Source organism: Cupriavidus sp. UBA2010, from assembly GCF_002335265.1.
Classification (GTDB): Bacteria; Pseudomonadota; Gammaproteobacteria; order Burkholderiales; family Burkholderiaceae; genus Cupriavidus; species Cupriavidus metallidurans.
The window spans coordinates 150105-172903 of sequence record NZ_DDCI01000017.1 but is presented as its reverse complement, the minus strand read 5'-3'; the positions used below and the strand labels follow the sequence as shown (position 1 = coordinate 172903).

Here is a 22799-nt window from a genome sequence, read left to right as displayed (position 1 = left end):
CATCGGACGGTACTACAATGCACGCATCAGAGACCGAGTCGGGATACCGTTGATGAAGACAGCAACTTCCCTCGTTGCGATCGTGCTGGTCGCCTTCAGCACGCTGGCCAACGCCAGCGTGGCCGAGGGCGCCCGTGAGTTCAAGGCCGACGTCAAGGTGGCAGGCAAGAAGACCGGACACGCGGTGCACGAGACCGCGATTGCGATTGGCGACGGCGCCAAGGCTGCCGGCCATGCCGTCGCCGATGCCAGCAAGCGTGGCTATCACTCGACGAAGAAGTTCGTGACGGGGCACGAGTAAGGGGCACGAGTAAAGTCGCCCCCCGACGTCCAGCAGGCAACGTGGCCGCGTGCGGGTGAGGACCCGCACGCGGCCACGCTCACTTCATGACTGCCGTTTTTCCAGCACTTCGCGAATCACCTGCTCGAAGGCTTCCGGCGGTTGCCCGCCCGTGAGGAGGTAGCGGTTGTCGAAAATGACCGATGGCACCGAATTGATGCCCATCGACTGGAACTGCGCCACTTCAGCGCGCACTTCATCGGCATAGGCATCGCTTTCCAGAATGCGGCGCGCCTCCGCGCCATCGAGACCCGCCAATTGCGCGGCCTCGACGATCACGTCGTGATTGCTCGGGTCCTTGCCCGCGCCGTGATACGCCTTCAGCAAGGCCAGCTTGAGCGGCAGCTTCTTGCCCTGCGTGCCGGCCCACTGCAACACGCGATGCGCGTCGAACGTGTTGTAGATATGCGTCCGGGGGCCGAACTCGAATCCGACCGCCTCGCCGCGCTCGCGGATCTGTACCTGGCGTTCGGCAAGCTGCTCGGCGGTGCTGCCGTACTTCGTGCTGACGTAGTCGAGGATGGTGCGGCCTTCCGGCGGCATGTCCGGATTCAGTTCGAACGGATGCACGACGATCTCGGCTTCCACTTCGTCCCCGAGACGCTCCAGCGCCTGCTTGAGCGACGTCAGGCCAATGGCGCACCATGGGCATGCGATATCGGAAACAAAATCGATCCTGAGTGCTTGAGTCATGACTTTTCCTGATCTGCGGAATATGGGAACCGCGACAGGTTAGCGTGAATCGCCGGGCCGTGCTTGGCGATGCGTGCCACGCCCTATACTGGACATGACATCGGCCAACCGCGCCGGTGTCCCGTCAACGACCACGCCTGCAGGAGGAGCCGAACTCGCGGATGCTGCGCAGCCGGCCTCCGCACTGGGAGCCCCCCGAGGTTCCCGTCCCGACGAACCATTCGCGCCAGGAGGCAACGATGGGACGCAAATTCATCGATTGCCGCGACTATCCCAGCCAGATGCATTGCACGGTGGCACTCAGTGCCGATACCGAAGAGGAACTGCTGGAAGCCGCGGTCCAGCACGCTGTGCAGGTGCACGAGCATCAGGACACGCCAGAGTTGCGCAGTCAGCTCAAGGCGTGCTTCAAGGACGGCTCGCCGCCGAGTTGAAGCCTGGATAAAAAAGGGGCGCGGCGGCACAACGCCCATTGTGCCGCCACGCCTTCCCCAAACCGGATCGGTTCGATTCGCTCAGCCCTTCGGGCCGGCCTGCAGCGGCATCGACTGCATCGGCATCATGTTCAGATTGGCGTTGTGCATGACCCACAGCGAGCCAGACACCACGATGGCGATCAGGAACACCGTGCAGGCGAAGATCGCCGTGTTGCCACGCTGCCCCTTGCGCGGGCCCAGATGCAGGAAGAAGACCAGTTGCACCAGCAACTGCGCGATGCAGAGCAGGACGATGACCGCGAGCCCGTAGCCCGGCGGCAGTACCCCACTCATCACGGCACCGAAGGACACCAGGGTCAGCACCACCGACAGCCCGTAGCCGATCAGGTGGCTGCGAATGCTGCCGTGCGACGATTCATGAGCGGTAACGCTGGTGGGCTTCACAGGAAGGTCCTCAGGTAGACGATGGAGAAAACGCAGATCCACACGAGATCCAGGAAGTGCCAGAACAGGCTCAGGCAGGCCAGGCGTCGACGCACGATGCCGTCGAGGCCGAACACCTGGATCTGGTGCACCATCACGATGATCCAGAGCAGCCCGGCCGTGACGTGCAGGCCGTGCGTGCCCACCAGCATGAAGAACGCCGACAGATAGGCGCTGCGGCCCGGGCCCGCCCCTTCGTGAATCAGTTCCATGAACTCGAAGATCTCCATGCCGACAAACGCCGCGCCGAGCGCGAACGTCAGCACCATCCAGCGGATGACCTGGTTCGGATTGGCCTTGCCGTCCTGCAGCTTGATCATCGCCACGCCGAAGGTCAGGCTGCTGGTCAGCAGCAGCATCGTTTCGCCGAGCACGAAGCGCAGGTCGAACAGTTCGCGCCCGCCCGGGCCGCCTGCGGTGTTGTTGACCAGCACGCCGAACGTCGCGAACAGCACCGCGAAGATCAGGCAGTCGCTCATCAGATAGAGCCAGAAGCCCAGCGTGGTGCGCGATTGCACCACGTGATCGTCGTGTCCGTCGTGACCGTGGGCGGCGTCATGGCCGTGGGCGTCGGACGCATGGCCCGGCGCATGGATGCCGGGCGCTGCGTCGGCCCGGAGTTTCAGGGATGTCGTCATGATCAGTTGGCGCCTTGCAGTTGCTGGAAGCGCGCGCGTTCGATGCGTTCCACTTCGGCGGCGGGGACGTAGTAGTCCACGTCGCGGTCATACGCGCGGGCGATGAAGGTGAAGATCATCGCGGCCAGGCCGAAGCCGACCATCCACCAGATGTGCCAGACAAAGCCGAAGCAGAACACAAGGCCGAACACGGAGACGAGGAAGCCGGCCGATGTATTGCGCGGCATATGGATGTCCTCGTACCTGGCGGGCTGCGCGTAGGCGCGGCCGGTATCCTTGTCTTCCCAGTGCTGCTCCAGCGACGTGATGTTCGGCACGTGCGCGAAGTTGTAGAACGGCGCGGGCGAGGCGGTGGCCCACTCCAGGCTGCGGCCATCCCACGGATCGCCGGTCAGGTCACGGTTCTGGTTGCGGTCACGCACGCTGACGTAGAGCTGCCACAGGATTGCCAGGATGCCGGCGCCGATGATGCACGCGCCAACCAGCGCGACGATCAGGTACGGCTGCCACTCGGGGTTGGTGTAGTGGTTCATGCGGCGGGTCATACCCATCAGGCCCAGCGCGTACAGCGGCATGAAGGCCAGATAGAAGCCGATCAGCCAGCACCAGAACGCGACCTTGCCCCAGAACTCGTTGAGCGTGAAGCCGAACACCTTCGGGAACCAGAACGACATGGCCGCCAGACAGCCGAAGACCACACCACCGATGATCACGTTGTGGAAGTGGGCGATCAGGAACAGGCTGTTATGCAGCACGAAGTCCGCGCCGGGCACGGCCAGCAGCACGCCGGTCATGCCGCCCACCGCGAACGTCACCATGAAGCCGATGGTCCACAGCGTCGACGAATGGAAGCGGATGCGGCCGCGATACATCGTGAACAGCCAGTTGAACAGCTTCACGCCGGTCGGGATCGAGATAATCGACGTCATGATGCCGAAGAACGCGTTGACGCTGGCGCCCGAGCCCATCGTGAAGAAGTGATGCAGCCAGACGAAGAACGACAGCACACCAATCGACGACGTCGCGTAGACCATCGACTTGTAGCCGAACAGCGGTTTGCGCGAGAACGTGGCGATGATCTCCGAGAACGCGCCGAAGCACGGCAGGATCAGCACGTAGACCTCGGGGTGGCCCCAGATCCAGATCAGGTTCACGTACATCATCGCGTTGCCGCCAAGCTCGCTGGTGAAGAAATGCATATCCAGGTAGCGGTCGGCGGTAAGCAGCGCCAGCGTGGCGGTGAGCACCGGGAAGATGGCGACGATCAGGATGTTCGTGATCAGCGCGGTCCACGTGAACACCGGCATCTTCATCAGCGTCAGGCCCGGCGCGCGCATCCGCAGAATCGTGACGATGAAGTTGATGCCCGTCAGCGTGGTGCCAAGCCCTGATATCTGTAGCGCCCAGATGTAGTAATCCACCCCAACGGTCGGACTGTACTCAAGACCGCTGAGCGGTGGGTAGGCCACCCATCCGGTGGCGGCGAAATCGCCAACGAACATCGAGATCATCACCAGCACCGCGCCAATGGCCGAGAGCCAGAAGCTCAGCGAGTTGACGAACGGATAGGCCACGTCGCGCGCGCCGATCTGCAGCGGCACGATCACGTTCATCAAGCCCAGGATGAACGGCGTGGCCACGAAGAAGATCATGATCACGCCGTGCGCCGTGAAGATCTGATCGTAGTGGTGCGGTGGCAGGTAACCGGCGGTCTCGCCGACGGCAATGGCCTGCTGCGTGCGCATCATGATGGCGTCGGCAAAGCCGCGCAGCAGCATGACCAGCGCCATGATGATGTACATCACGCCAACGCGCTTGTGGTCCACCGAGCAGATCCACTCGCGCCAGAGGTAGGTCCACTTGCGGTGATACGTGATCGCGCCGAACAGCGCGGCGCCGCCCAGCAGTACCACCACCAGCGTGCCCATGATGATGGGCTCGTGCATGGGGATGGCATCGAGAGTGAGTTTTCCGAACATGGGTTATTGCTCCACGGTGTCGGGCAGCGGCGGCAGTGCGGCGCGCAGCGTCTCGGGGCTGTCCGCGCGGCAGATGTCGCCATAGCTGGCCATGTATTGATCGACGACACCCTGGAAGAGGCGTGGCGAAACGTTTGCGTAGATGGTGACCGGGTCCTTGCTGCTGGGCTGCTTCAGCGCGCGGTAGGTCTGTTCGTCGAGCGCGTTGCCGGACGCGCGGGCGCGGGCGATCCAGGCATCGAAATCCTCGCGCGAGGTGGCAACCGTCCGGAAATGCATGTCGGAGAAGCCGGCGCCGCTGTAGGCAGCGGAGCGGCCGTCGAACACGCCGGTTTCATCGGCGATCAGATGCAGCTTGGTTTGCATCCCGCTCATCGCATAGACCATGCTGCCGAGCTTCGGGATGAACAGCGCATTCATCGTCGATTCGGCCGTGATGCGGAAGTTGATGGGCGTGCCGACCGGCACGGGTAGCTCGTTCAGCGATGCCACGCCGTACTGCGGATAGATGAACAGCCATTTCCAGTCGAGCGCGACAACGTCCACCTCTATCGGCGCGACCTTCGATTCGAGCGGCCGGAACGGGTCGAGCTTGTGTGTGGTGTCCCAGATGATGATGCCGAGCAGCGCCACGATCACGCACGGGATACCCCAGACGACGACCTCGATCTTGGTCGAATGCGACCAGCGCGGCGCGTACTCGGCCTTGGTGTTGGTCTCGCGATACCGCCACGCGAACACCAGCGTCAGGATGATGACCGGGATGACTACCAGCAGCATCAGCGCGGTGGACAGCACGATCAGGTTGCGCGTTTGCACACCTACGGCGCCGCTCGGGGAGAGCAGATCGTAGGAACAACCGCTGAGGATCAGGGGAGCCGCGACGCAGAGCCACGCGCGGACTTTGGGGGGGATGGGTACTCGCCGGCGGACATGCTCCGGGGCGGCAACTCGCTCACGCATTTCAGACACCTATTGATGGGGGCACAGGCGTATTCCGGGTATTTGTATGGATTGGCCTGAGGTGCGCGGGATGCTAAGGTAAGACAACATCCATACAAGACGGATTTTTCAGTGCGTACAAAGACTTCCGCACCGACAGGCAAGCCCGCCTGGATCGGCGAGTTCAGCCCGACCGGCGGGCCGCGCTATCTGCAGATCGCGGGATTCCTCGAACACGCGATGGCAGACGGGCGGCTCTCTCCCGGGGACCGGCTGGCGCCTCAGCGAGAACTGGCGGCAATGCTTGGCGTGGACCTGACCACGGTGACGCGGGCGTTGGCCGAGGCTCGGCGCCGTGGGCTGGTCGAACCACGCGGCTCGCTCGGCACCTTCGTCGCGGCGCCGGTCTTTGAACTGGCCCAGACTGTGGACCTGAGCATGAACGTGCCGCCACCACCGGAAGGCATCGACTTCGACGACATGCTCCGGCGCGGGTTGGCGCAGGTGACGCTGCACGCGGACGCCAGCCTGTTGATGACCTACCAGTTGGGCGGCGGCACGCAGCCGGATCGCGAAGCCGGTGCGCGGTGGCTCGGGCCGATGCTCGGCACGGTAGCGTCCTCACGCGTGATCGCCAGTCCCGGCGCCCAATCTGCGTTGTCGGCAGTGATCCTCTGCCTCAGTGACCCCGGGTCAGTCATCGCGGCGGAGCCGCTGATCTATCCGGGGCTGCGCGCGGCGGCGGCGCAAACGGGGCGGCGCGTGGTGACGGTGGCGACAGATAGCGACGGAATGCGTCCCAATGCGCTCGAAGCCGCTTGCCGTGCGCACGCGATTCGGCTCATCTACCTGAACCCGACGTTGCAGAATCCCACCACGCACACAATGCCCGAGCACCGTCGGCGTGACATCGCACGGGTGGCCGCCCAGTGCGGCGCGCGGATCATCGAGGACGACCCGTACTGGCTGCTCACGCCCGACGCACCGCCCCCGGTGGCCGCACTCGCGCCGGCGCAGACGATTCATATCGCGACCCTGTCGAAATGCCTGAGCCCCGGATTGCGCACCGCATACGTGGTGGCGCCCGATGCCGACACGCGGGAGGCGATCCTGGCCGCGCTACGCGCGATCACCCTCATGGCGTCGCCGATCGCCACCGCGCTCGCCACGCAGTGGATTCGCGATGGGTCCGCGGAGGCATTGCTGAACGGCATTCGCAGTGAAGCGGCGGCACGGCAGCAGATCGCGCAGCAATGGCTGATCGGTGCCAACCAGTCGCCGCAATCTGGCATCCATGTGTGGCACCCGTTGCCAAGCTACTGGACGTCGAGTGGATTCAGCCGCGCGGCCAGCGACGAGCACCTGCGGGTGACCGCATCGGATGCGTTTTCCGATGGGGCCGATGCGCCCAACGCCATCCGTATATCGCTTGGCGGCGTGGCGGAGCGCGCGCAGCTTTCGATGGCGCTAAAGAAGCTATCGGGGTTGCTCGCGCGCAAGCCGCCACACGCAATGCTGCAGGTGATCTAGACAGCGTTCTTCCGTCCTTTCCGCAGCGCTGGCACTTCCACTGGTTCTTGGCGGACCCGGTCGAGGATGGCTCACTGTAGGGACCAATATCGACGGTATCTGACGCCCGATGTCACTTGCGAATCGTGGCATCCGTGCCCAGCGCAATCAGCATGCAGCCGCACGCGGTCCGGTGTCCGTGCAGGGCAATCGCCTTGCCGTTGTCGGTCAGCATGTCGGAGCCTTCGATGATTGGATTGATGCCATGACCAGGTAGCGGACAGGACACGAGGTCGCCCACCCGCGCAGCCTTGCGTCCCATGACGATCATGGTATCCGAGCCTGTAAGGATGACGCCGCCGTGAGTCGTGGCGTCGCCGACGAAAGCAATAGAGGTCATGGAACTACCTTGGTAAGTGCGAGGTCATTGTTCAGGCACGGAGGGTGCCGAAGACTACGATCGTCCCGTCCGGACTGACTTCCAGATGGACACACCGTCCGCTGATCTCGTAGCCACACCCATTGACGGCATGCATGTAGGACAGCACGCCTCCACCGGCGAAATGCAGTGTATGGGACACCGTGTCGTACACATGGGCGATGTCGTGTCGCTCTACCTGGGACACGTCCGCAATGGTGAGCATGCGGATCGACGGCACTTCGCCTTCAATATTGCCGTTTGGCAACTGGCGAACCGACAGGCCGTCCCCGGTCGGCACCGTATAGCCGCCGTCGGGATCGGCGCGGCGCTGGCCGCCGGCGATGTAGCTCTCATTCTCTGGCTGGGAAGGCATAAATTCTTGTGTTCTGTCGATTAGGTTGGGGCATCACATCAGCGCAGGAATATCTGTCGACACCCAGTCAAAGCCCATGTTCACATGGTTGCCGTTCAGGTCGGTGCCGGTGAAGCCAGTCAGCATCACGCCGCAGTTGGCCGGGCCGCTGATGGTAGGAGACGCGTTGTCCTGAGTCCGGTTCGAGCGGGAGTGCGGCGTTCCGCGAGTGGTACCGTCAGCGTCTCGCCCCTGCAAACTTACCGCTGGGGGATCGTTGAAATCATAGTTCGGCAGACCATTCACGGCTGTATCTTGGTACATGTGATGGGATCTCTTGCTGACCGTCGATCTTTTTCAGGTTCCCGTGCCTCCCAGTTCTTGCTCCTTCGTCGGCGAGAATCTTCTCGCAGTCGTCTGCGCACGGACATTTCGCGAGGCTTAGCGGATCGATCCATTGAATCGGATTGGGCGCAATTGATAAACGTCAGGTGCTACCTAGATTGCCGTATGTGACCCCCTCTACGCGAACCCAGTCACACTTCAACTCAATCGACAGGCCTTCTTTGCAATTGATCTCTATCGAAGCAACATTGTCGGTAATGGTCGATTCAAACGTTGCAACCATGTTGTCATGCCCCCAACCATCAATCGAGATGCCGGACACACCGATAAATGACAAGCCCAGATAGACGACGTCGTAGTCTTTCGGCCATCGGTTCGGTTGAGACAACGGCTTCCGAGTGGTCATGATTCTCACTGAGAGCCGAGGTTCGTCCCGCTTGAGGTGAACCTCGACGATCTCGGCACCAACAAGTGGTACTTCGCTCCCATAAAGCGCCGTGAGGGCTTGTGGATTCACGATCCGTTGTATCAGGCTCATTTCTTGTTCCGGCAGTCGAAGTAATAGTGATCAGCCATTCCCTGGATACTCCCTGTGCGGGTGTTTTCATCAGGGCGGACGTTGTGGTGTGACGGTTGATCGCCGACCCCACCTTTTCCGAATGCATGGCCTGCGGAATGGTCTTGGATGACCACATTTTCACCACCAACCTGGTAGGTCAGTTCCCGCGTCATGACCGGCTTGTTGTTGTCGCCAAGAAGCCAGTTTCCACTGGAATTCGTCAACGGGACCATTTTCTGGTTGATCGGCTGCTGCGACAAGGGAATGCCGAGCTGCCGACGAATGTCTCTCAGGCTTGACCGGCGAGATTTATCACACGGATTGCAAGGGCAACGGGCAAGGCCAAGCGGGTCGATCCACCCTGTTGGGTTATCAGCGTATTGATAGACATTAATCCCACCCGCCAACCCAATCGGATCTTTGGAAGTGAACCGCCCACTACCCGGATCGTAGTACCGGTGCCGGTTGTAGTGCAGCCCCGTCTCGGCATCATGGTACTGCCCCGGGAACCGGATGGCGTTGATGGCCTCGGTCGGGTCTGCCTGTCCATAGCGATCAAGCTCCCGGCACTATGCTGCCATGGTCGGTCAGGTCGCCGACGCGAATGATTTCTCCCAGCACTTATTCGCTCTCTGGCTGGGGTTTTAGTTTCTCTTTCAAAAAAAATCTCAACTCCGTTTCTGATAATTCAAACTCTGGTCCGGCATCCATTCCTTGGAGAAAATTTACTACGTGATTTAAATATGGATCGTCAAAATCGTAATCCAAATTAAACTCACATGCATAACGAGCAATTTTATCCGGATAGTAGCCACCCGAATTGATGATTAAATTTAGACCCTCAAGAAATTTATCTCTCATATCAGACAAGATTGTTCTCCTTAGAGGCAGCCTCTTATAACCCTACCGGACGGCGTTGCTTTGCATTGTTCAATATCGGATTTTGTTGGTGGATAGTGAGGCAATTTCAACACCTCGCCATTATTCATCTTAGGATGAACTCGGTTAACTTCACCAGCGTGGTTATATGTTTCCTCCCATGATCGAACCTGCCCTGTTGCTGGATTCCACTCGGTTACATGTGACCGTCCCCGTGTAGGTCCCTGCGTTAATGCCGGAACTTCTGCGTCGTAATATCTGATTCGACCATCAGGAAATCCTCGCGTGGAGGCGGCATTTCCCTGTGCTTTTTGAAGTGCTCGCAATTTACGTGCGAGTTTATCTGCGGGGCTATCGCATCGCAGCCCTAGCGGATCAACCCACCCCGTTGGATTGGGCGCGTACTGATAGACATTAATCCCACCCGCCAGCCCAATCGGGTCCTTGCTGGTGAACCGCCCACTACCCGGATCGTAATACCGGTGCCGGTTGTAGTGCAGCCCCGTCTCGGCATCATGGTACTGCCCCGGGAACCGGATGGCGTTGGTGGTCTCGGTCGGGTCTGTCGACTTGCGCGTGGTCTTCAGCCCGCCCCAGGCCTTGTACCGGGCGAGCCACACGACCTTGCCTGACTCGTCGACCATCTCCTGCGGGGTGCCCAGGTGGTCGTTCAGGTAGAAGAGCGTCGCGTGCCGGCTCCTGGCCGGCACCTGCACATACCCGCCATCGGTGCCCGTGGCCATGAACGCAGGCTCCACCAGCGTCTCGTCCAGCCGCGCCAGCGGCACAAAGCTGCCCGGCTCGTGCAGGTACATCGAAGCTCCTTGCCACTGGTGGGATTGCGCCAGCGTGTGCTGGCGCTGCGCCACCGGCACCGAGTACGCATCCTCGGGATGCTCCCGGATGACCGGGATGGGCTGGTATTCGTGCGGGATGAATGTCTGCGGCTTTGCCTGGAGGAAGCGTTCCTCCATCAGCAGCACGTCTCCGTCCCACGTAAAGAAGGTGCGCTCAAGGTGGCCGGCCTGCTCGACCGCCTTGAGCGTGCGTCGCCCGAACGCGTCGTACAGGAAGCGCACCTGCATGTCGGGTTCGACCCGGGCCGGGAAGGCGTGCAGCACGCCATCCGGGGTGCGCTCGATGCGCTTCAGTGCTTCAGCCGGCGGTGGCGTGGCGTAGCGGTCGGCCCGCTCCAGCCGGTTGGCGGCGTCGTACTGGTACACCCACGTCACCCCGTTGGGCTCGGTGCGCCGCACGAGATTGCCATACGTATCGTGCGCGTAGCGCGTGCGCGAGAGTTCGCGCAGCACGTTGCCCACGCAGCGCGGCAGCGACGCCTCCCAGGCTTTCAGCTTCTCCCTGTCCCGCGAGGACCGCTCATCCCAGCGCAGCGGCGCATACTTCTCGTCCGGATGCTCGCGCAGCCACGCCGCATCCTCGGCGGCCTCGCGCGCGTGGCGCAGCACCTTGTCCGGCTTGCTCTCCACCTCCGGGCGTGGGGCTACCTTGTCCGGGTCCACCGGATTGCCCGCCGGATCGAAGGCGAACACCTCGGTCAGGTCCGGCGACACGGCCTTGAGCAGACGCCCGACCGGATCGTAGGTGTAGTCGGTCACGCCGCGCGCATGGTCCTGGATGCGCGCGAGATGGCCGGTCTGGCTGTACAGGAACTGGCGCTGGGCGATCCACGCGCCCGGCACGTCGATGTTTCCCTTTCCCTCTCCCGTTCCCGCGTGCACGGCGATCCTGTCCAGCCGCCCGTTGACATCGTAGGCGCGCGTCTGGCGCCAGCCCCGATGCTGGCGGGCGACTTCCCGATGCAGGCCGTCGCGCTCAACATCCAGCAGCGCCTGCCCATCGAGTTGCACGCCGTGCAGATGGCCAGAGCCGTAGCGCAGCCAGTCCACCGTGCGCGTGTTCGGCAGGGTGGTCCGGGTGCGATGGCCCAGCGCGTCGTACTCGTGACGGCTGACCGTGACGTAACCGCTCCCCGCACTCCCATGGCGCTGCAGCTCTGACACCAGGTTGCCGGCGTCGTCGTAGTGCAATTGCACGGTGCTCACGCCGCTCCTGGCGGTGACCAGCCGCCCCTGCGCGTCGTAATGGAAATGCTCGTCCACGGACGAGCGCAGTCCCTCGGCACGTACGCTACGGCGGGTCAACCGTCCCAGCGGATCGCGCTCGTAGTCCGTGCGCATCTCGCCCTCGACGGTGCCGATCAGGCGGCCTGCGGCGTCGTAGGCATACTGCACCGTGCGGTCATCGAAACCGGTTTGCTTCACGAGTTGGCCCACCGCGTCGTAGGTGAAACGTGTTGCCTCGCCAGCCTCGTTCTGCAGGCGTGCCAGCCGCCATTGCTTGTCGTAGAAGTACCAAAGTTCGCGGCCTGCCGCGTCGCGCCGCAGGGTCGGCTGGTGGCTGGCGTTATAGCTGTACTCGGTCACCTGGCCTGCCGCGTCGGTGTAGGCGGTAAGGTTGCCCTCGTGGTCGTAGGTAAAACGCTCTTCGCTCTTGTCCGGGAGCGTCCGCGTCAGCAACTGCCCGCTGGCGTCATGTCGGTAGCCGGTGCTGTGGCCTTCGGCGTCGATCCGTTGCAGCAGAAAGCCGTTGGCGTCGTACGAATACCGGGTCTCGTGGCCCGAACAGTCCTGGACGCAGGTCAGCCGTCCGCCGTGGTCGTAGGTGAACCTCTGCACGCCTCCCTTCGGGTCGGTGAGCGCGAGCAGCCGTCCCGCGCCGCTCCAGGCGTATTGGGTCATGCGCCCGGCCGGATCGGTCACTGACACCGGGTGGCCCAGTTCGTCGTACGCGGTCTGCGTGACTTCGCCAGTCGGCGCCGTGACCTTGACGGGCAGTCCTGCGGCGTCGTATTCGATACGCGTCGTGTTGCCCAGTGCATCGGTCACGGCGGTCGCGCGGCCCTGCGCGTCATAGGCAAAGCGCTGCACCTGACCTTCGGCGTTGGTCATGCCCACCACATTGTTGTGATCATCCCACTCGAAGCGCTCGCTGCTGCCGTCGGGGTGCTCGACCATCACGATCCGGTTGTGATAGTCGTAGCGCTGATAGGTGATGCCGCCGTCCGCATCGGTGACCTTGGTGTACCAATGCTCGCGGTGATATTCGAAGCGCGTGTCCTCGCGTGGGTCATCCGCGTGTTTGCCAATCCATGTCCGCACGCATGTTGCATCGGCCGGTGCCGGCAGGCCGTTCGCGCGCCCAGGCCAGGCCCACTCGAGGTGATGCGCGTTGCCGTTGAAATCGGCGTATTGGGTGAGCAGGTGCTGCACGTAGGCAAAGCTACGCGTATGACCCAGCACGTTCTCATGCCGCACGAGGTCGCCGGCCCGGTCATAGCGATAGCGCGCCAGGGTCTGCTGGATATCGCCATTGAGGTCCACCCGGTGGATGGCCGACACCCGGCCCTCGACATAGTCCAGCCGGATGGTGGCCTCGGCCCCGCCGGTCATGCCGATCAAGTTGCCGTGGTTGTCATAAGACAGCATCAGCGCCATCCCGTCGCGCCGGCTGCGCGTGGTGAGCCGGTAGCACGTGCCGTGCAGCGTGTAGGCCTCCGAGGCGCCATCGGGATAGGTGAGCCGCACCTGTCGCCCATCCGGTCGATGCAGGGTCAACGGCTCGCCCGGCACCTCGACCGACTCGCCCACCTCAACCGCCGGCAGCGGCACCGGACGATTGTCCGGGTCGAAGAAGAGGAACGACCCATCGTCCTGCGGCGCGAGCGACAGGTGATAGGGGCTGCTCCAGCGCGCGCCCAGCGGGCTGTCGTCGTAGGCGCAGAGGCTGGAGCGGTAACGCCGTGTCCATACGATGGGCACGATGCCATCAAGCACGAAATCGGTTTGCGCCAGGTTCTCGTCGCCCATGGCGTAGTTGACCGGCTTGGGACTCGCCGTTACCGGGCAGCCGCAGCCGTCCCTGGCCGGCGTCTTGCTCGGCTTGGCGGGTTTCTGGGTGGTATCACGGTGCTCCCCAGGCTTGCGGTGCGGCTCGGTCAATTCGCCCGGCGCAGCCTGGGCGGTGTGCGAGGGTGTCTTGCCACGCCCGCGCCGCGCCTTGATTTCCGCCACGATTTGCGCCGCCATGAACAGCAACGTGCCGGCCTTGGCCGCGTCACCCAGCGCCGCGCGGATCATTGGCTCGGTATGGCGTTCGAACTCGTCCAGCCACGCCAGAATGGCGGTGCGCTGGCCGGACAGCTTGAGCAGTTCATCAATGCCGTATAACGCCACCTCCTCGGTGGACGGCACCCACGACCAGAAGCCCTTGTTCTTGTGGATCACGCCCATCTGCTCGGCGGCCGATATGGGGTTCTGCACAAAGGTGCGGATCGTGCGGGTCGTCAGTTGCACGCCCTTGATGATGTCCGCTTGCCAGCGCTTGAGGTGTTCGTCCAGATGCGCCATGAACTCGATCACGTCGCCGCCGGCGGTGGCCCAGAACAGATCCACCAGGACAGCGGTGCTGTGCCCCTTGGCAAAGGCGAGCAACACCTCCTTGACCACGGCGCGCGCAGGGCGGCTCGCATTGCCGGCCGCCGGCACCACCCCGATGGCGTCGATGACGAGAATGCCCCACTCGAACAGATTCTTGGTGGCACTCGGTTGTCTGCACAGCCGGTAGACGTCGGTGCCCACATCCCACAGTGACATGGCATTGCCCAGGACGGGAACCATGTACAGGCACTGAATGAATAGCTCGTGGCTGGGATCGGCCACCGAGCCAATGGCGCCATGGACTAGCTTTGGCGCCGTGACAGGTGCCATGACAGGTGCCGGGACAGGGCTGATGACCACGCGCCTGGCCTGGGCATTGTCGTGAACGGCCTGGGGAATCTGACGGGAGGGACGATGAGGCGTCTCGGTGGCGGCCATGGTGACGGGATCGGCGAAGAGAAATGTTGTCAGGAAAGCGTGTGGGGCGGGTTACGTCAGGCTCTTTGCCTGAGCGGGCAGGCCTGCAGTCGGTGCCGTGCCGGCGCTGGCGTCTGCCATAGCCTTGTCGAGCGTGGCAATGACCTTCGCAGCCTTGCGGGTTGCGGCGCCAAGCGCGGTCTCAGTCGGTGCTGGACCGGCGACCGATTGCGCCCGACTGGCGGCGGCCATGATTGGCCCGGTGAGGCTTGGCAAACTGTTGATTGCGCCTGCTGGTATTGGCAGCGCGCCGGTGTTGAGCTGAGGCTCCCGCCATTTCCTGGCCCAGCTCTCCAGGTCGCCGGGTTCTTCGAAATACTGGACTGTGCCGCCGCCACGCGGCACGTTAGCCAGGGTGCCGCGTCCATTAGCATCCAGGGCGCCGTAGCGCGTGGTGCCGTCAGGAAACTTCACCACATAGCTGGCATTCTTGACTGGCTCACCGTTCGGGTAGGCATGCCAGAGTTGCAGCCCGGTTTGTTTCTGCGTCGGCAACTGCGGCAGCGCCTGATGCTGTCCGGCCGATGGCCCGATGCGCAGCGGGCCATGGCACTGGATGTCACTGGTGCTGCCGATGGTGACCAGACCCTGTTCCAGCTTGATGTAGGCACCGCCGCACATCAGCGTGACCGCCTTGTCGGCAACGAGCGTGACAGAGTCGCTGGTGCTGGCAATCGTGACGCCCTTGAGCGCGGTAAGACTCATCGCATCGCCCTGGGCCTGTACATCGACGGGTCCTGCCCCGGCATAGAATTTCATGCCCTTGGCGCCGGCAAAGAGCGAAACGGCATCGCTGGCGGCCACGGTGTAGTTGCCACCAACAGCCGCGTCGGCATTGCCCCCGGCCGTCGTGAAAAGGTGGCCTGCCGACGAGAACTGCATGTGCCCGCCGCTGGTCAGCGCAAGCCCTTGCGGGGCACTGCCGAGTAGCACCGCCTGCTGCAAGTCCTTGAGCTGGGTCTCCAGCATCGTCTTCTGCGCCTCGCAGTCGGCGACGACCGCTTTCGCTTCACGTACCGCGTCGGACAGACTTTGCATGCGCGATTGAGCGGCGTGCAATTGCTCAAGCGCGGCGCTCATGTCAAGGACCTGTCCGCCCGCGCTAGCCTGTTTGTCGGCGCTCAGGAACAGTCCCTTGCCGCTGCGCACGGCCCCCCAGGCGTCGGTGCGCAGTTCGAATCCTTCGCCGCGCTTCTCGCGCTTGCCGTTGACGATGTGGCCGAGTGTGAGTTGGCTCTTGCCCGAATGCTCGGTGGAGATCTTGACGTGCTCCTGACCTTCCCAATCTTCTGCTTCGAACTCGTTGTCGCTCTGCGTGCGGAGCACGTTGCGCGACATCCACCGGTCCTGATTGGTGATCAGTTCAGGGTGCTGGCTGGTGTGTTGCGCGCTTAAGATGTACGGCTTGTTGGGGTTGCCGTCACGGAAGGCCACGTCTACGTACGTGCCGTCGATGAGCGGGAAGTGGAAGCCGGTCTGGTTTGCGCCTGCAAACGGTTTGGCGAACCACAGCGGCACGCTTTCGCCGCCGTTGGGCCAGGTGTCGAAATCGAAATCGAAGCGGACGATGTACTGACCCTGCTGAGTCAGGTAGGCGTACTTGAAGTCGCCGGGGGACGTAATTCTTGCGCTTAGCGTGCCGGAAATGCGCGGCCAATCGGCTTCGCCTAGCGGCAGCCGGAAGCGCCGGTCCGAGGGAATGGCCTTGTAGGTGTTGCGATAAGCGGCGTCGCGGGCACCGGCGTGAACGACTTCCGTGATGACCTGCCCGTTTGGCGCATCGGGCAACGCCAGGTCGATGCGCAGGATACGCGCCGGGCACAGCGCGAGTACATTGCTCTCGCCCGCGTAGACCAGTTGTTCGGCGTACTTCTCCTCATGCCGCAGCAGCGCCTCCCACTTGGCCTCATCAAAGTCCAGGTGGTGCGTGCCGAAGACATAGGACTGGCCGTAGGTATTCTCCTTGCGTGCGACGTTGGCGTTGCCGGTGAGCCGCTCCCACGCCTTGTTCTGGTTGTAATCCGCCACCCGGAACGATTCGGGGATGGTCTTCGCATGGGTCTTGAGCGAGAAGACTGTCTCCTGCCCGGATTCGAGCCCCGCCGTCTCGCGGTACGGCACGGTCCGTTGCGGCTGGTAGATGTAGTGGTCGATGTCGTCGCCGAAGACGATCTTCTCCCCGAACTTGCCCGGCGCGAAATAGCAGTAGATCCCGTTCTGCTCCATCAGCAGCCGGATATAGTCCCAGTCAGAGAGCTGGTGTTGCATTCGAAAGCCAAGCTGCGGATACTTGCGCCGCAGAATGAAGGCGAACTGGTGGCCCTTGAGGTCGTGGCGGCGCAGGACGGCCTCGATGATCTGCGGGGCAGTCTTCTGCTGGTAGATGCGGCTGGCCTGCGTGAGCTTCAGGCGCGACACCAGCGGCTCGACCACGATCTCGTAGCCACAGAAGTCACGAGTTTGGCGGGTCTTCGAGAACTCGGAAATCCAACCCGCGAATTTGCGGGGTTCGCTGTCATCCCCCGCATTGATGACGAAGGTGGCGTTCCGGTTCAGGTACTCAGCCCGATCCAGTCCCAGCGGATGCGTCAGCTGGACGGTGACCCTGTAGGGATCTCCCAGCCGTTCGACGGCTTCGAACGACACGACTGAAAGCTCTGCCGCGCTCGATGCGCCAGGGACCTCCAGAAAATAGACTTGCCTACCTGCTACCAGCTTCGCTGCGTCATTCCAACCTTCGACCATGTCGATGTCCTTGTCTCAGGAGCGCGCCGGGATGACGGCATCCGGTATCAGGCAATCACAGGCGAGGGGAGGGCCCAGATCGCCTGATCTGGGCGCGAATCATGGCGAAGTCGGGTCGACGTGAATATCGGTTTTCTACGATTTTGAAATCTCTGGATTCTGGATTCAGAAAATACTGAAGCGGGCACGCGGCGCTGGCCCCGCATCGCTTCCGCGCACGAGGTTGTTCACTGTGGGAGTGGCTACCTTTCCCGCTGCAAACACCAAAGCCAAGACGCTCGGCAGAAATAAGAGCCTAAAGCTCGCGATACGGGGTGCCTTCATGCGTTGCACCGAGCGCTCCGCTGCGGACATCGAACACGCCCGCAATCGCGCGGTCTTCCAGCATCGTTGGTGATTGTGGGTCGATTGGCGGCGGTACGATTTCCCAGTTGTCCGCGGTATGGGTGATTGGGTCCAGCGGAATCCTGTGTAAATAGGCGCGTTGCACTAGGGTGTCGAGGGACTGCGGATAGTGGCCATGGTCTAGCTAGTCCGCCGTATCAGTGCACGACTGCCAGCAAGCCGGCGATGCCGAACCCCAGCGCGGCCAGCGCATCGCCGGCGATCAGTCCGCCACCGACCAGCGACGTCGTGCTCATGTCATCGGGCAGCGCCGCATCCTTCGATGACGATTGCGCGCGACTGTCGACCAGGCTGGCGACCACGCCACCGGCCGCCATCCACGCGGCGGCGGGCAAGTTGACGAAGCCGCCGAAGGACGATGCATACGGCGACGGCAGCAACACGGCATCCAGAAGGAAATCGCAACCCTTGCCGACACGGCTCTGCTCCGCGAACCGGCGATAACGCGCCGACGCCCTTATCAGCTTGCGCAGGACTTCGGTGACGAGCCCGATACCCAGGCCGATCCATACCGCCAGCCGCAGATACGGCTTGTCTTCGGTCATGCTGCGCAGCGCACCGACGATCTTGTAGGTCATGGCCGATGTCCAGCGCGCGGGCTGCGCATCGGCGGGCAGCGTGGTTTGATCCAGTCGCAGAACCGGATAGGCATCCATGAACAGACGCGCGAGCAGCACCGCCAGGATCGCGCCCACGACGATGCCGGCGACCTGATAGCCGAACTGGATCATGCGATTGGTGCCGAGGCGCCAGCCGGTGGAACGGTCCTGCTGCATGTCACACGCCTCCGCGGTGGAGACCAGCAGCACGGTTGCGGCAATCAAACCGACATGCGGCTGACGCAAACCCACCGCCGCCATCAGGATCACCGTCAGCACGAACGCGGACGAAATCGGATTCTGGTCGACCATGCCGACCGAGATGCCGTTGACAAGCGCGAATATCAGCACCAGCGCCACGGCCATCAGTTGATAGCCGACTGGTTGGCCGAACCAGGCCACGCCGGCGGCCACGACGGCCGCGCCCCAGACCGCGACCCATGCGACGATCCAGCGCTGCGGCGCCCTGCCGCCCGAGGCAGCGGCACGCGTGCGTTGCGCCGCGCGCATCAGGAGCAGCGACACATCGACGGCCGCCGCGCCCATGATCATACCCAGCGCGATCAGGAACGTGATCTTGCGATAGGGGTCACCCGGCGCCAGCCAGCCGATGGAGACGAAGTACGGCGTCAACGCCCAGCTTGCAAGCCCGCCGACCAGCGCCGCGATGCCAATGCGGGCGCCAACGATCATGCCCGCGCCAAACGTGGAAGCCGACAGGTCGATCGCGCCAAGCCATGCCACGCGTGTGGCACCGATGCTCGCCAGCACGCCAAGCCCGGTGCCGCCCGCCAGACGGGCAACCGAGCGCCGCAGCAGCACGGGATCGGTCAGCGCGCGCAGGATGTTGGCCACCGCGAGCCCGGACGGGAACGTGAGCTGCATCCGGTCCACCAGCAGCGGGGTATAAAGCATTCCCACGCCCACCCCATACATGCCGATGCAGAGCATGTAGCCGATCAACTGCCACATCGGCGGCGGCGCCATGCCCATCCAGCCCATCGCCTGGATCACGACGGCCATGCCGCTCATGCCGGCCACGGACGCAGCGGCGGTCTGGATGTAGTTCGCGCCGTGACGCCCGGATGCGCCGTAGCCCGCCGTCACGGCCGACCCGAGAATGCCGGCCAATACCTGTCCACCCACGAAGAACCCGAGCGAGAAGTTCATGTACGCCGCGGCGATACCACCGAGCGGCCCCAGGATCAGCATCCCGGCCGCGCCGAGCAGCAGGTGGTACTGCCAGCTATCGGGGGCGGGCAGCCAGGTTGGGGATTCTCGGGTGAGGGTAGTGGGCATTGGGTGATTGCGAGCGGCTGCGGGAGGATGCCGGACATTTCCAGCATCCTCGACCGCCAAAGCGTACCCATTTCTGCGCACGCCAAATGCCCGAAGCGTACCCGTTTCTGCGAGCGTGGGCGAGGGCCGGCAGCCATCGCTCATCAGGCATAGAATGGCGCTTCGGCCGCTGAAGCCGACATCCAGAAACAGTCTCTCCCTCGCCTTGCCGTTACGTCCTGAAGTCATGAAGCCCGCTCTGCTCATCCTCAACCATCTCGAACCTGCCCACCTCGCCCTCATCGCCGAACACTACGACGTTCGCTATGCGCCGACTGCTGCCGAACGCGCTACCGAGGTCGCTACCCATGGCAAGACCTTCCGCGCGGTGCTGACCATCGGCAGCATTGGCTTGACCGCGGAAGAAATCGACGCGATGCCCGCGCTGGAGCTGGTCTGCGCGATGGGTGCCGGCTACGAGAACATCGACACCGCCAAATGCCGCGAGCGCGGCATCGCCGTCGGCAACGGCGCCGGCACCAATGACAGTTGCGTGGCAGACCATGCGATGGCGTTGCTGCTGGCGTCGGTACGCCGCGTGCCCGCGTACGATCGCGCCACGCGCGAAGGCATCTGGCGCAATGCGCTGCCGCTGGCCCCGAATTTGTCAGGCAAGCGGATGGGCATCGTCGGGCTGGGCACGATCGGCCGACGGATCGCGCAACGCGGTCTCGGGTTCGATCTGGAGATCGGCTATCACAACCGCCGCGCGCGCACGGACGTGCCGCATCGCTACTTCGACAGCGTGATGTCCCTGGCCGAATGGGCCGACTACCTGATCATCGCCACGCCGGGCGGCACCGAGACGCGGCATATGGTCGGCACGCCCGTGCTGCGCGCGCTGGGCCCGGCGGGCTATCTGGTGAATATCGCGCGTGGCAGCGTGGTAGACACGGTGGCGCTGGCGGCCGCGCTGCGGGCAGGCGAACTAGGCGGCGCGGGGCTCGATGTCTACGAGAGCGAGCCGGCACCGCCCGTCGAGCTGTTCGATTGCCCCAACGTCGTGCTGACGCCGCATGTGGCCGGCTGGTCGCCCGAAGCAATCTTCGCTTCGGTCAGCCAGTTCGTCGAGAATGCGCGGCGGCATTTCGCCGGCGAGCCGCTGGTGGCGCCGGTACTCTGATCAGCCGATCAGATCAGGCGATCACAGGAAACACCACCCGCACACGCAGCCCAGGCGCCGCATCTTCCAGAAAGACGCGCGCGCCGTGCGACTGCGCGATCTCGGCCACGATGGCCAGACCCAGCCCGCTTCCGCCGGTGGGCGCATCTGGGACGCGATAGAAGCGATCGAACACGCGCTCGCGCTCGGCGGCGGAAATACCCGGGCCGTTGTCGATCACGGCCAGTTCCACGCCCGCCGCGGCCTCGCTCACCCGCACATCGATGCGCCCGCCACGCGGAATGTATTGCAGCGCGTTGTCGACCAGATTGGTCAGCAGGATGCGTAAGGCATCGGCATCGCCACGCACGGTGGCCTGGCTCCCGGCCTTGTCATCCAGACCGAGGTCGATATCGCGATTGATGGCGGCCTGGGACATATCCGCCACCACGCCGACGGCCAGTTCACGCAGGTCGATCGGTTCATGTGGCGGCGGCACGGCGCCTGGCTCCTGCCGCGCCAGCGTGAGCAACTGCGCCACGAGGTGGGTCAACCGCTCAAGCCCCTGCCGTAGCTGGCCCACGGCCTCCTGCCTGGCCTCGGCACTTTCGGCCCGTTCGACGAGTTGAGCCTGCAACTGCAGCGCGGCCAACGGCGTGCGCAACGCATGAGCGGCATCGGCCACGAACGCGCGTTGCGTGTCGATGGCATGCGCCAGCCGCCCCAGCAACTGATTCAAGGCATCGGATAACGGCGCGATCTCCTCGGGCATATTGCGCACGGACAGAGGCGCGAGCGTGTTGGCATCGCGCGCGCTCACCTCGCTGGCAATCTCGCGCAGCGGCCGCAGGCCACGCCCCACCGCCAGCCACACCAGCCAGCCAAGCAGCGGCAACAGCAGCAGCAGCGGCGCCACCGTGCGCAGCGCCATATGCGCGGCCAGCGTGCGACGCGCGCTCATCGGCTGGGCGATCTGCACAACCGCCGGCCCGAGCTGCACGCTGTAGATGCGCCACTCGCCAGAGTTGGTCTGCGCATTCGAGAAACCCAGCTCCGCCTGCGGCGGCAATGCCGGATGCGAGTGCGACAGATAAAGGCTGCGTCCCGAGCCATCCCAGATGTGAATCACGACGTCCTCGTCGGCGTGCAGCAGGTCGGCGCCCGTCGGGCTGCCGGAATCGAACGGCGGCGCCACCGGCGCGGAAAACTGGCTCGGCAACGCGGCCGCCAATTGCTTCATCTGGTAGTCGAACAGCGCGTTGGCTTCCTGCCGCGCCTGCCCATAGATCAGCGCGGTGGCCACGGCGATCCCCACGGCAAGCCCCGCCGCAAGCCACCAAAGCAGCGTACGTTGAATCGAGCGCATCAATGCATGGCTCCCTCGGGACCGCCCTTGGTGTCTTGTTCCGCGCCGCTTTCGGCGGGGATCACATAGCCCACCCCGCGGATATTGCGAATCAGCGCCGCGCCGAACTTGCGGCGCAGCGCATGGATATAGACCTCCACCGTATTGCTGCCGACTTCGTCATCCCAGCCATACAACCGCTCCTGAAGCTGCGGCACCGACCACACCTTGCCGGGTCGAGCCATCAGCGCCGACAGCAGTGCGAATTCACGCGCCGACAGCCGGACGGACGCGCCGGCCTGGGTGGCTTCGCGGGTGGCGGGGTTGAGCATGATGTCGCCGTAGCGGAGCACCGGTTCCGCGCGCCCCTCGGCACGGCGCACCAGCGCGTGCATACGGGCCGCCAGTTCCTGCAGATCGAACGGCTTGATCAGGTAGTCGTCGGCGCCAGCGTTGAGTCCGGCCACGCGGTCGGCCACCGCGTCGCGCGCGGTCAGGATCAGCACCGGCGTGCGCACGTTGCGGGCCCGTAGCGTCTTCAGGACGTCGAGCCCAGGGCGGCGCGGCAAACCCAGGTCTAGTAGCACCACGTCGTAGCCACCGTCGGCCCGGGGCCCGTGCTGGTCCGATGCGGCATCGAGCCCGGCATCGCCATCGCGCACCCAGTCGACCGTAAAACCCTCCTGGCGCAGCGCCACCTTCACGCTTTCGCCGATCATGGCGTCATCTTCTACCAGCAATACACGCATCGTCT

At 63.7% G+C, this 22799-nt stretch carries 20 protein-coding genes and 1 pseudogene; 4 read left to right on the top strand and 17 right to left on the bottom strand.

The window, feature by feature from the left end; all coding sequences use genetic code 11:
* Positions 1 to 52: 52 nt before the first annotated feature.
* Complete coding sequence (locus tag B2246_RS13400) at positions 53 to 301, top strand: hypothetical protein (RefSeq protein WP_286882407.1); 249 nt, start codon at positions 53 to 55, stop codon at positions 299 to 301.
* Between the two features lie 84 nt (positions 302 to 385).
* Here the strand turns inward: B2246_RS13400 and B2246_RS13395 are convergent, their stop codons facing one another.
* Positions 386 to 1033: a DsbA family oxidoreductase gene (locus tag B2246_RS13395; RefSeq protein WP_286882408.1), complete on the bottom strand. Its 648-nt coding sequence runs from the start codon at positions 1031 to 1033 to the stop codon at positions 386 to 388.
* A 239-nt stretch (positions 1034 to 1272) separates the two neighbouring features.
* Between B2246_RS13395 and B2246_RS13390 the strand changes: the two genes are divergently transcribed.
* Positions 1273 to 1467 (top strand): DUF1059 domain-containing protein, encoded by a 195-nt coding sequence (locus B2246_RS13390; RefSeq protein WP_008648807.1) that lies wholly within the window; start codon positions 1273 to 1275, stop codon positions 1465 to 1467.
* Between the two features lie 81 nt (positions 1468 to 1548).
* Here B2246_RS13390 and cyoD read toward each other — a convergent pair whose 3' ends face one another.
* The 4 genes from cyoD to cyoA are packed head-to-tail and all read right to left on the bottom strand — an operon-like array spanning position 1549 to position 5533.
* Entirely contained in the window at positions 1549 to 1914 is a 366-nt protein-coding gene (cyoD, locus tag B2246_RS13385) for a cytochrome o ubiquinol oxidase subunit IV (protein ID WP_286882409.1), read from the bottom strand.
* Positions 1911 to 2591 carry a cytochrome o ubiquinol oxidase subunit III gene (gene cyoC / locus B2246_RS13380; RefSeq protein ID WP_008648805.1) on the bottom strand — a complete coding sequence of 227 codons (681 nt, stop codon included), beginning with the start codon at positions 2589 to 2591 and terminating at the stop codon, positions 1911 to 1913. The genes cyoD and cyoC overlap by 4 nt, the downstream gene beginning before the upstream one ends.
* 2 nt (positions 2592 to 2593) lie before the next feature.
* Positions 2594 to 4570, bottom strand: coding sequence for a cytochrome o ubiquinol oxidase subunit I (gene cyoB / locus B2246_RS13375; RefSeq protein WP_008648804.1), 1977 nt, complete (start codon positions 4568 to 4570; stop codon positions 2594 to 2596).
* A gap of 3 nt (positions 4571 to 4573) precedes the next feature.
* The gene (gene cyoA, locus B2246_RS13370; protein ID WP_035882918.1) at positions 4574 to 5533 is read right to left on the bottom strand and encodes a ubiquinol oxidase subunit II; all 960 of its coding nucleotides are present in this window, start codon (positions 5531 to 5533) and stop codon (positions 4574 to 4576) included.
* A gap of 111 nt (positions 5534 to 5644) precedes the next feature.
* Here cyoA and B2246_RS13365 point away from each other — a divergent pair, with 111 nt between their 5' ends.
* Positions 5645 to 7042, top strand: coding sequence for a PLP-dependent aminotransferase family protein (locus B2246_RS13365; protein WP_286882410.1), 1398 nt, complete (start codon positions 5645 to 5647; stop codon positions 7040 to 7042).
* 112 nt (positions 7043 to 7154) lie between these two features.
* Here B2246_RS13365 and B2246_RS13360 read toward each other — a convergent pair whose 3' ends face one another.
* From B2246_RS13360 to B2246_RS13310, 10 genes and pseudogenes are all read right to left on the bottom strand, one after another.
* A complete protein-coding gene (locus tag B2246_RS13360) occupies positions 7155 to 7421 on the bottom strand; it encodes a PAAR domain-containing protein (protein WP_286882411.1) in 267 nt (88 codons plus the stop codon).
* Between the two features lie 31 nt (positions 7422 to 7452).
* Positions 7453 to 7815 (bottom strand): hypothetical protein, encoded by a 363-nt coding sequence (locus tag B2246_RS13355; protein WP_286882413.1) that lies wholly within the window; start codon positions 7813 to 7815, stop codon positions 7453 to 7455.
* Between the two features lie 33 nt (positions 7816 to 7848).
* Complete coding sequence (locus B2246_RS13350; protein WP_286882414.1) at positions 7849 to 8118, bottom strand: hypothetical protein; 270 nt, start codon at positions 8116 to 8118, stop codon at positions 7849 to 7851.
* A gap of 163 nt (positions 8119 to 8281) precedes the next feature.
* Positions 8282 to 8677 carry an immunity 50 family protein gene (locus B2246_RS13345; protein ID WP_286882415.1) on the bottom strand — a complete coding sequence of 132 codons (396 nt, stop codon included), beginning with the start codon at positions 8675 to 8677 and terminating at the stop codon, positions 8282 to 8284.
* Positions 8674 to 9222 (bottom strand): annotated as a pseudogene (locus B2246_RS29160) (RHS repeat-associated core domain-containing protein); the annotation flags it as partial. The pseudogene B2246_RS29160 and the gene B2246_RS13345, both read right to left, overlap by 4 nt.
* A 97-nt stretch (positions 9223 to 9319) precedes the next feature.
* Positions 9320 to 9568 (bottom strand): hypothetical protein, encoded by a 249-nt coding sequence (locus B2246_RS13330; RefSeq protein ID WP_286882418.1) that lies wholly within the window; start codon positions 9566 to 9568, stop codon positions 9320 to 9322.
* A gap of 11 nt (positions 9569 to 9579) precedes the next feature.
* Positions 9580 to 14472: an RHS repeat-associated core domain-containing protein gene (locus B2246_RS13325; protein WP_286882419.1), complete on the bottom strand. Its 4893-nt coding sequence runs from the start codon at positions 14470 to 14472 to the stop codon at positions 9580 to 9582.
* Positions 14473 to 14523: 51 nt separating this feature from the next.
* Positions 14524 to 17256, bottom strand: coding sequence for a type VI secretion system Vgr family protein (locus B2246_RS13320; protein WP_286882420.1), 2733 nt, complete (start codon positions 17254 to 17256; stop codon positions 14524 to 14526).
* Positions 17257 to 17551: 295 nt separating this feature from the next.
* Complete coding sequence (locus B2246_RS13315; protein WP_286882421.1) at positions 17552 to 17746, bottom strand: hypothetical protein; 195 nt, start codon at positions 17744 to 17746, stop codon at positions 17552 to 17554.
* Between the two features lie 52 nt (positions 17747 to 17798).
* A complete protein-coding gene (locus tag B2246_RS13310) occupies positions 17799 to 19559 on the bottom strand; it encodes an OPT/YSL family transporter (protein WP_286882422.1) in 1761 nt (586 codons plus the stop codon).
* A gap of 226 nt (positions 19560 to 19785) precedes the next feature.
* Here B2246_RS13310 and B2246_RS13305 point away from each other — a divergent pair, with 226 nt between their 5' ends.
* Entirely contained in the window at positions 19786 to 20721 is a 936-nt protein-coding gene (locus B2246_RS13305; protein ID WP_008646334.1) for a 2-hydroxyacid dehydrogenase, read from the top strand.
* A 13-nt stretch (positions 20722 to 20734) separates the two neighbouring features.
* Here B2246_RS13305 and B2246_RS13300 read toward each other — a convergent pair whose 3' ends face one another.
* Positions 20735 to 22066 (bottom strand): ATP-binding protein, encoded by a 1332-nt coding sequence (locus tag B2246_RS13300; protein WP_008646336.1) that lies wholly within the window; start codon positions 22064 to 22066, stop codon positions 20735 to 20737.
* Complete coding sequence (locus B2246_RS13295; RefSeq protein ID WP_008646337.1) at positions 22066 to 22794, bottom strand: response regulator transcription factor; 729 nt, start codon at positions 22792 to 22794, stop codon at positions 22066 to 22068. The genes B2246_RS13300 and B2246_RS13295 overlap by 1 nt, the downstream gene beginning before the upstream one ends.
* Between the last annotated feature and the right edge of the window lie 5 nt (positions 22795 to 22799).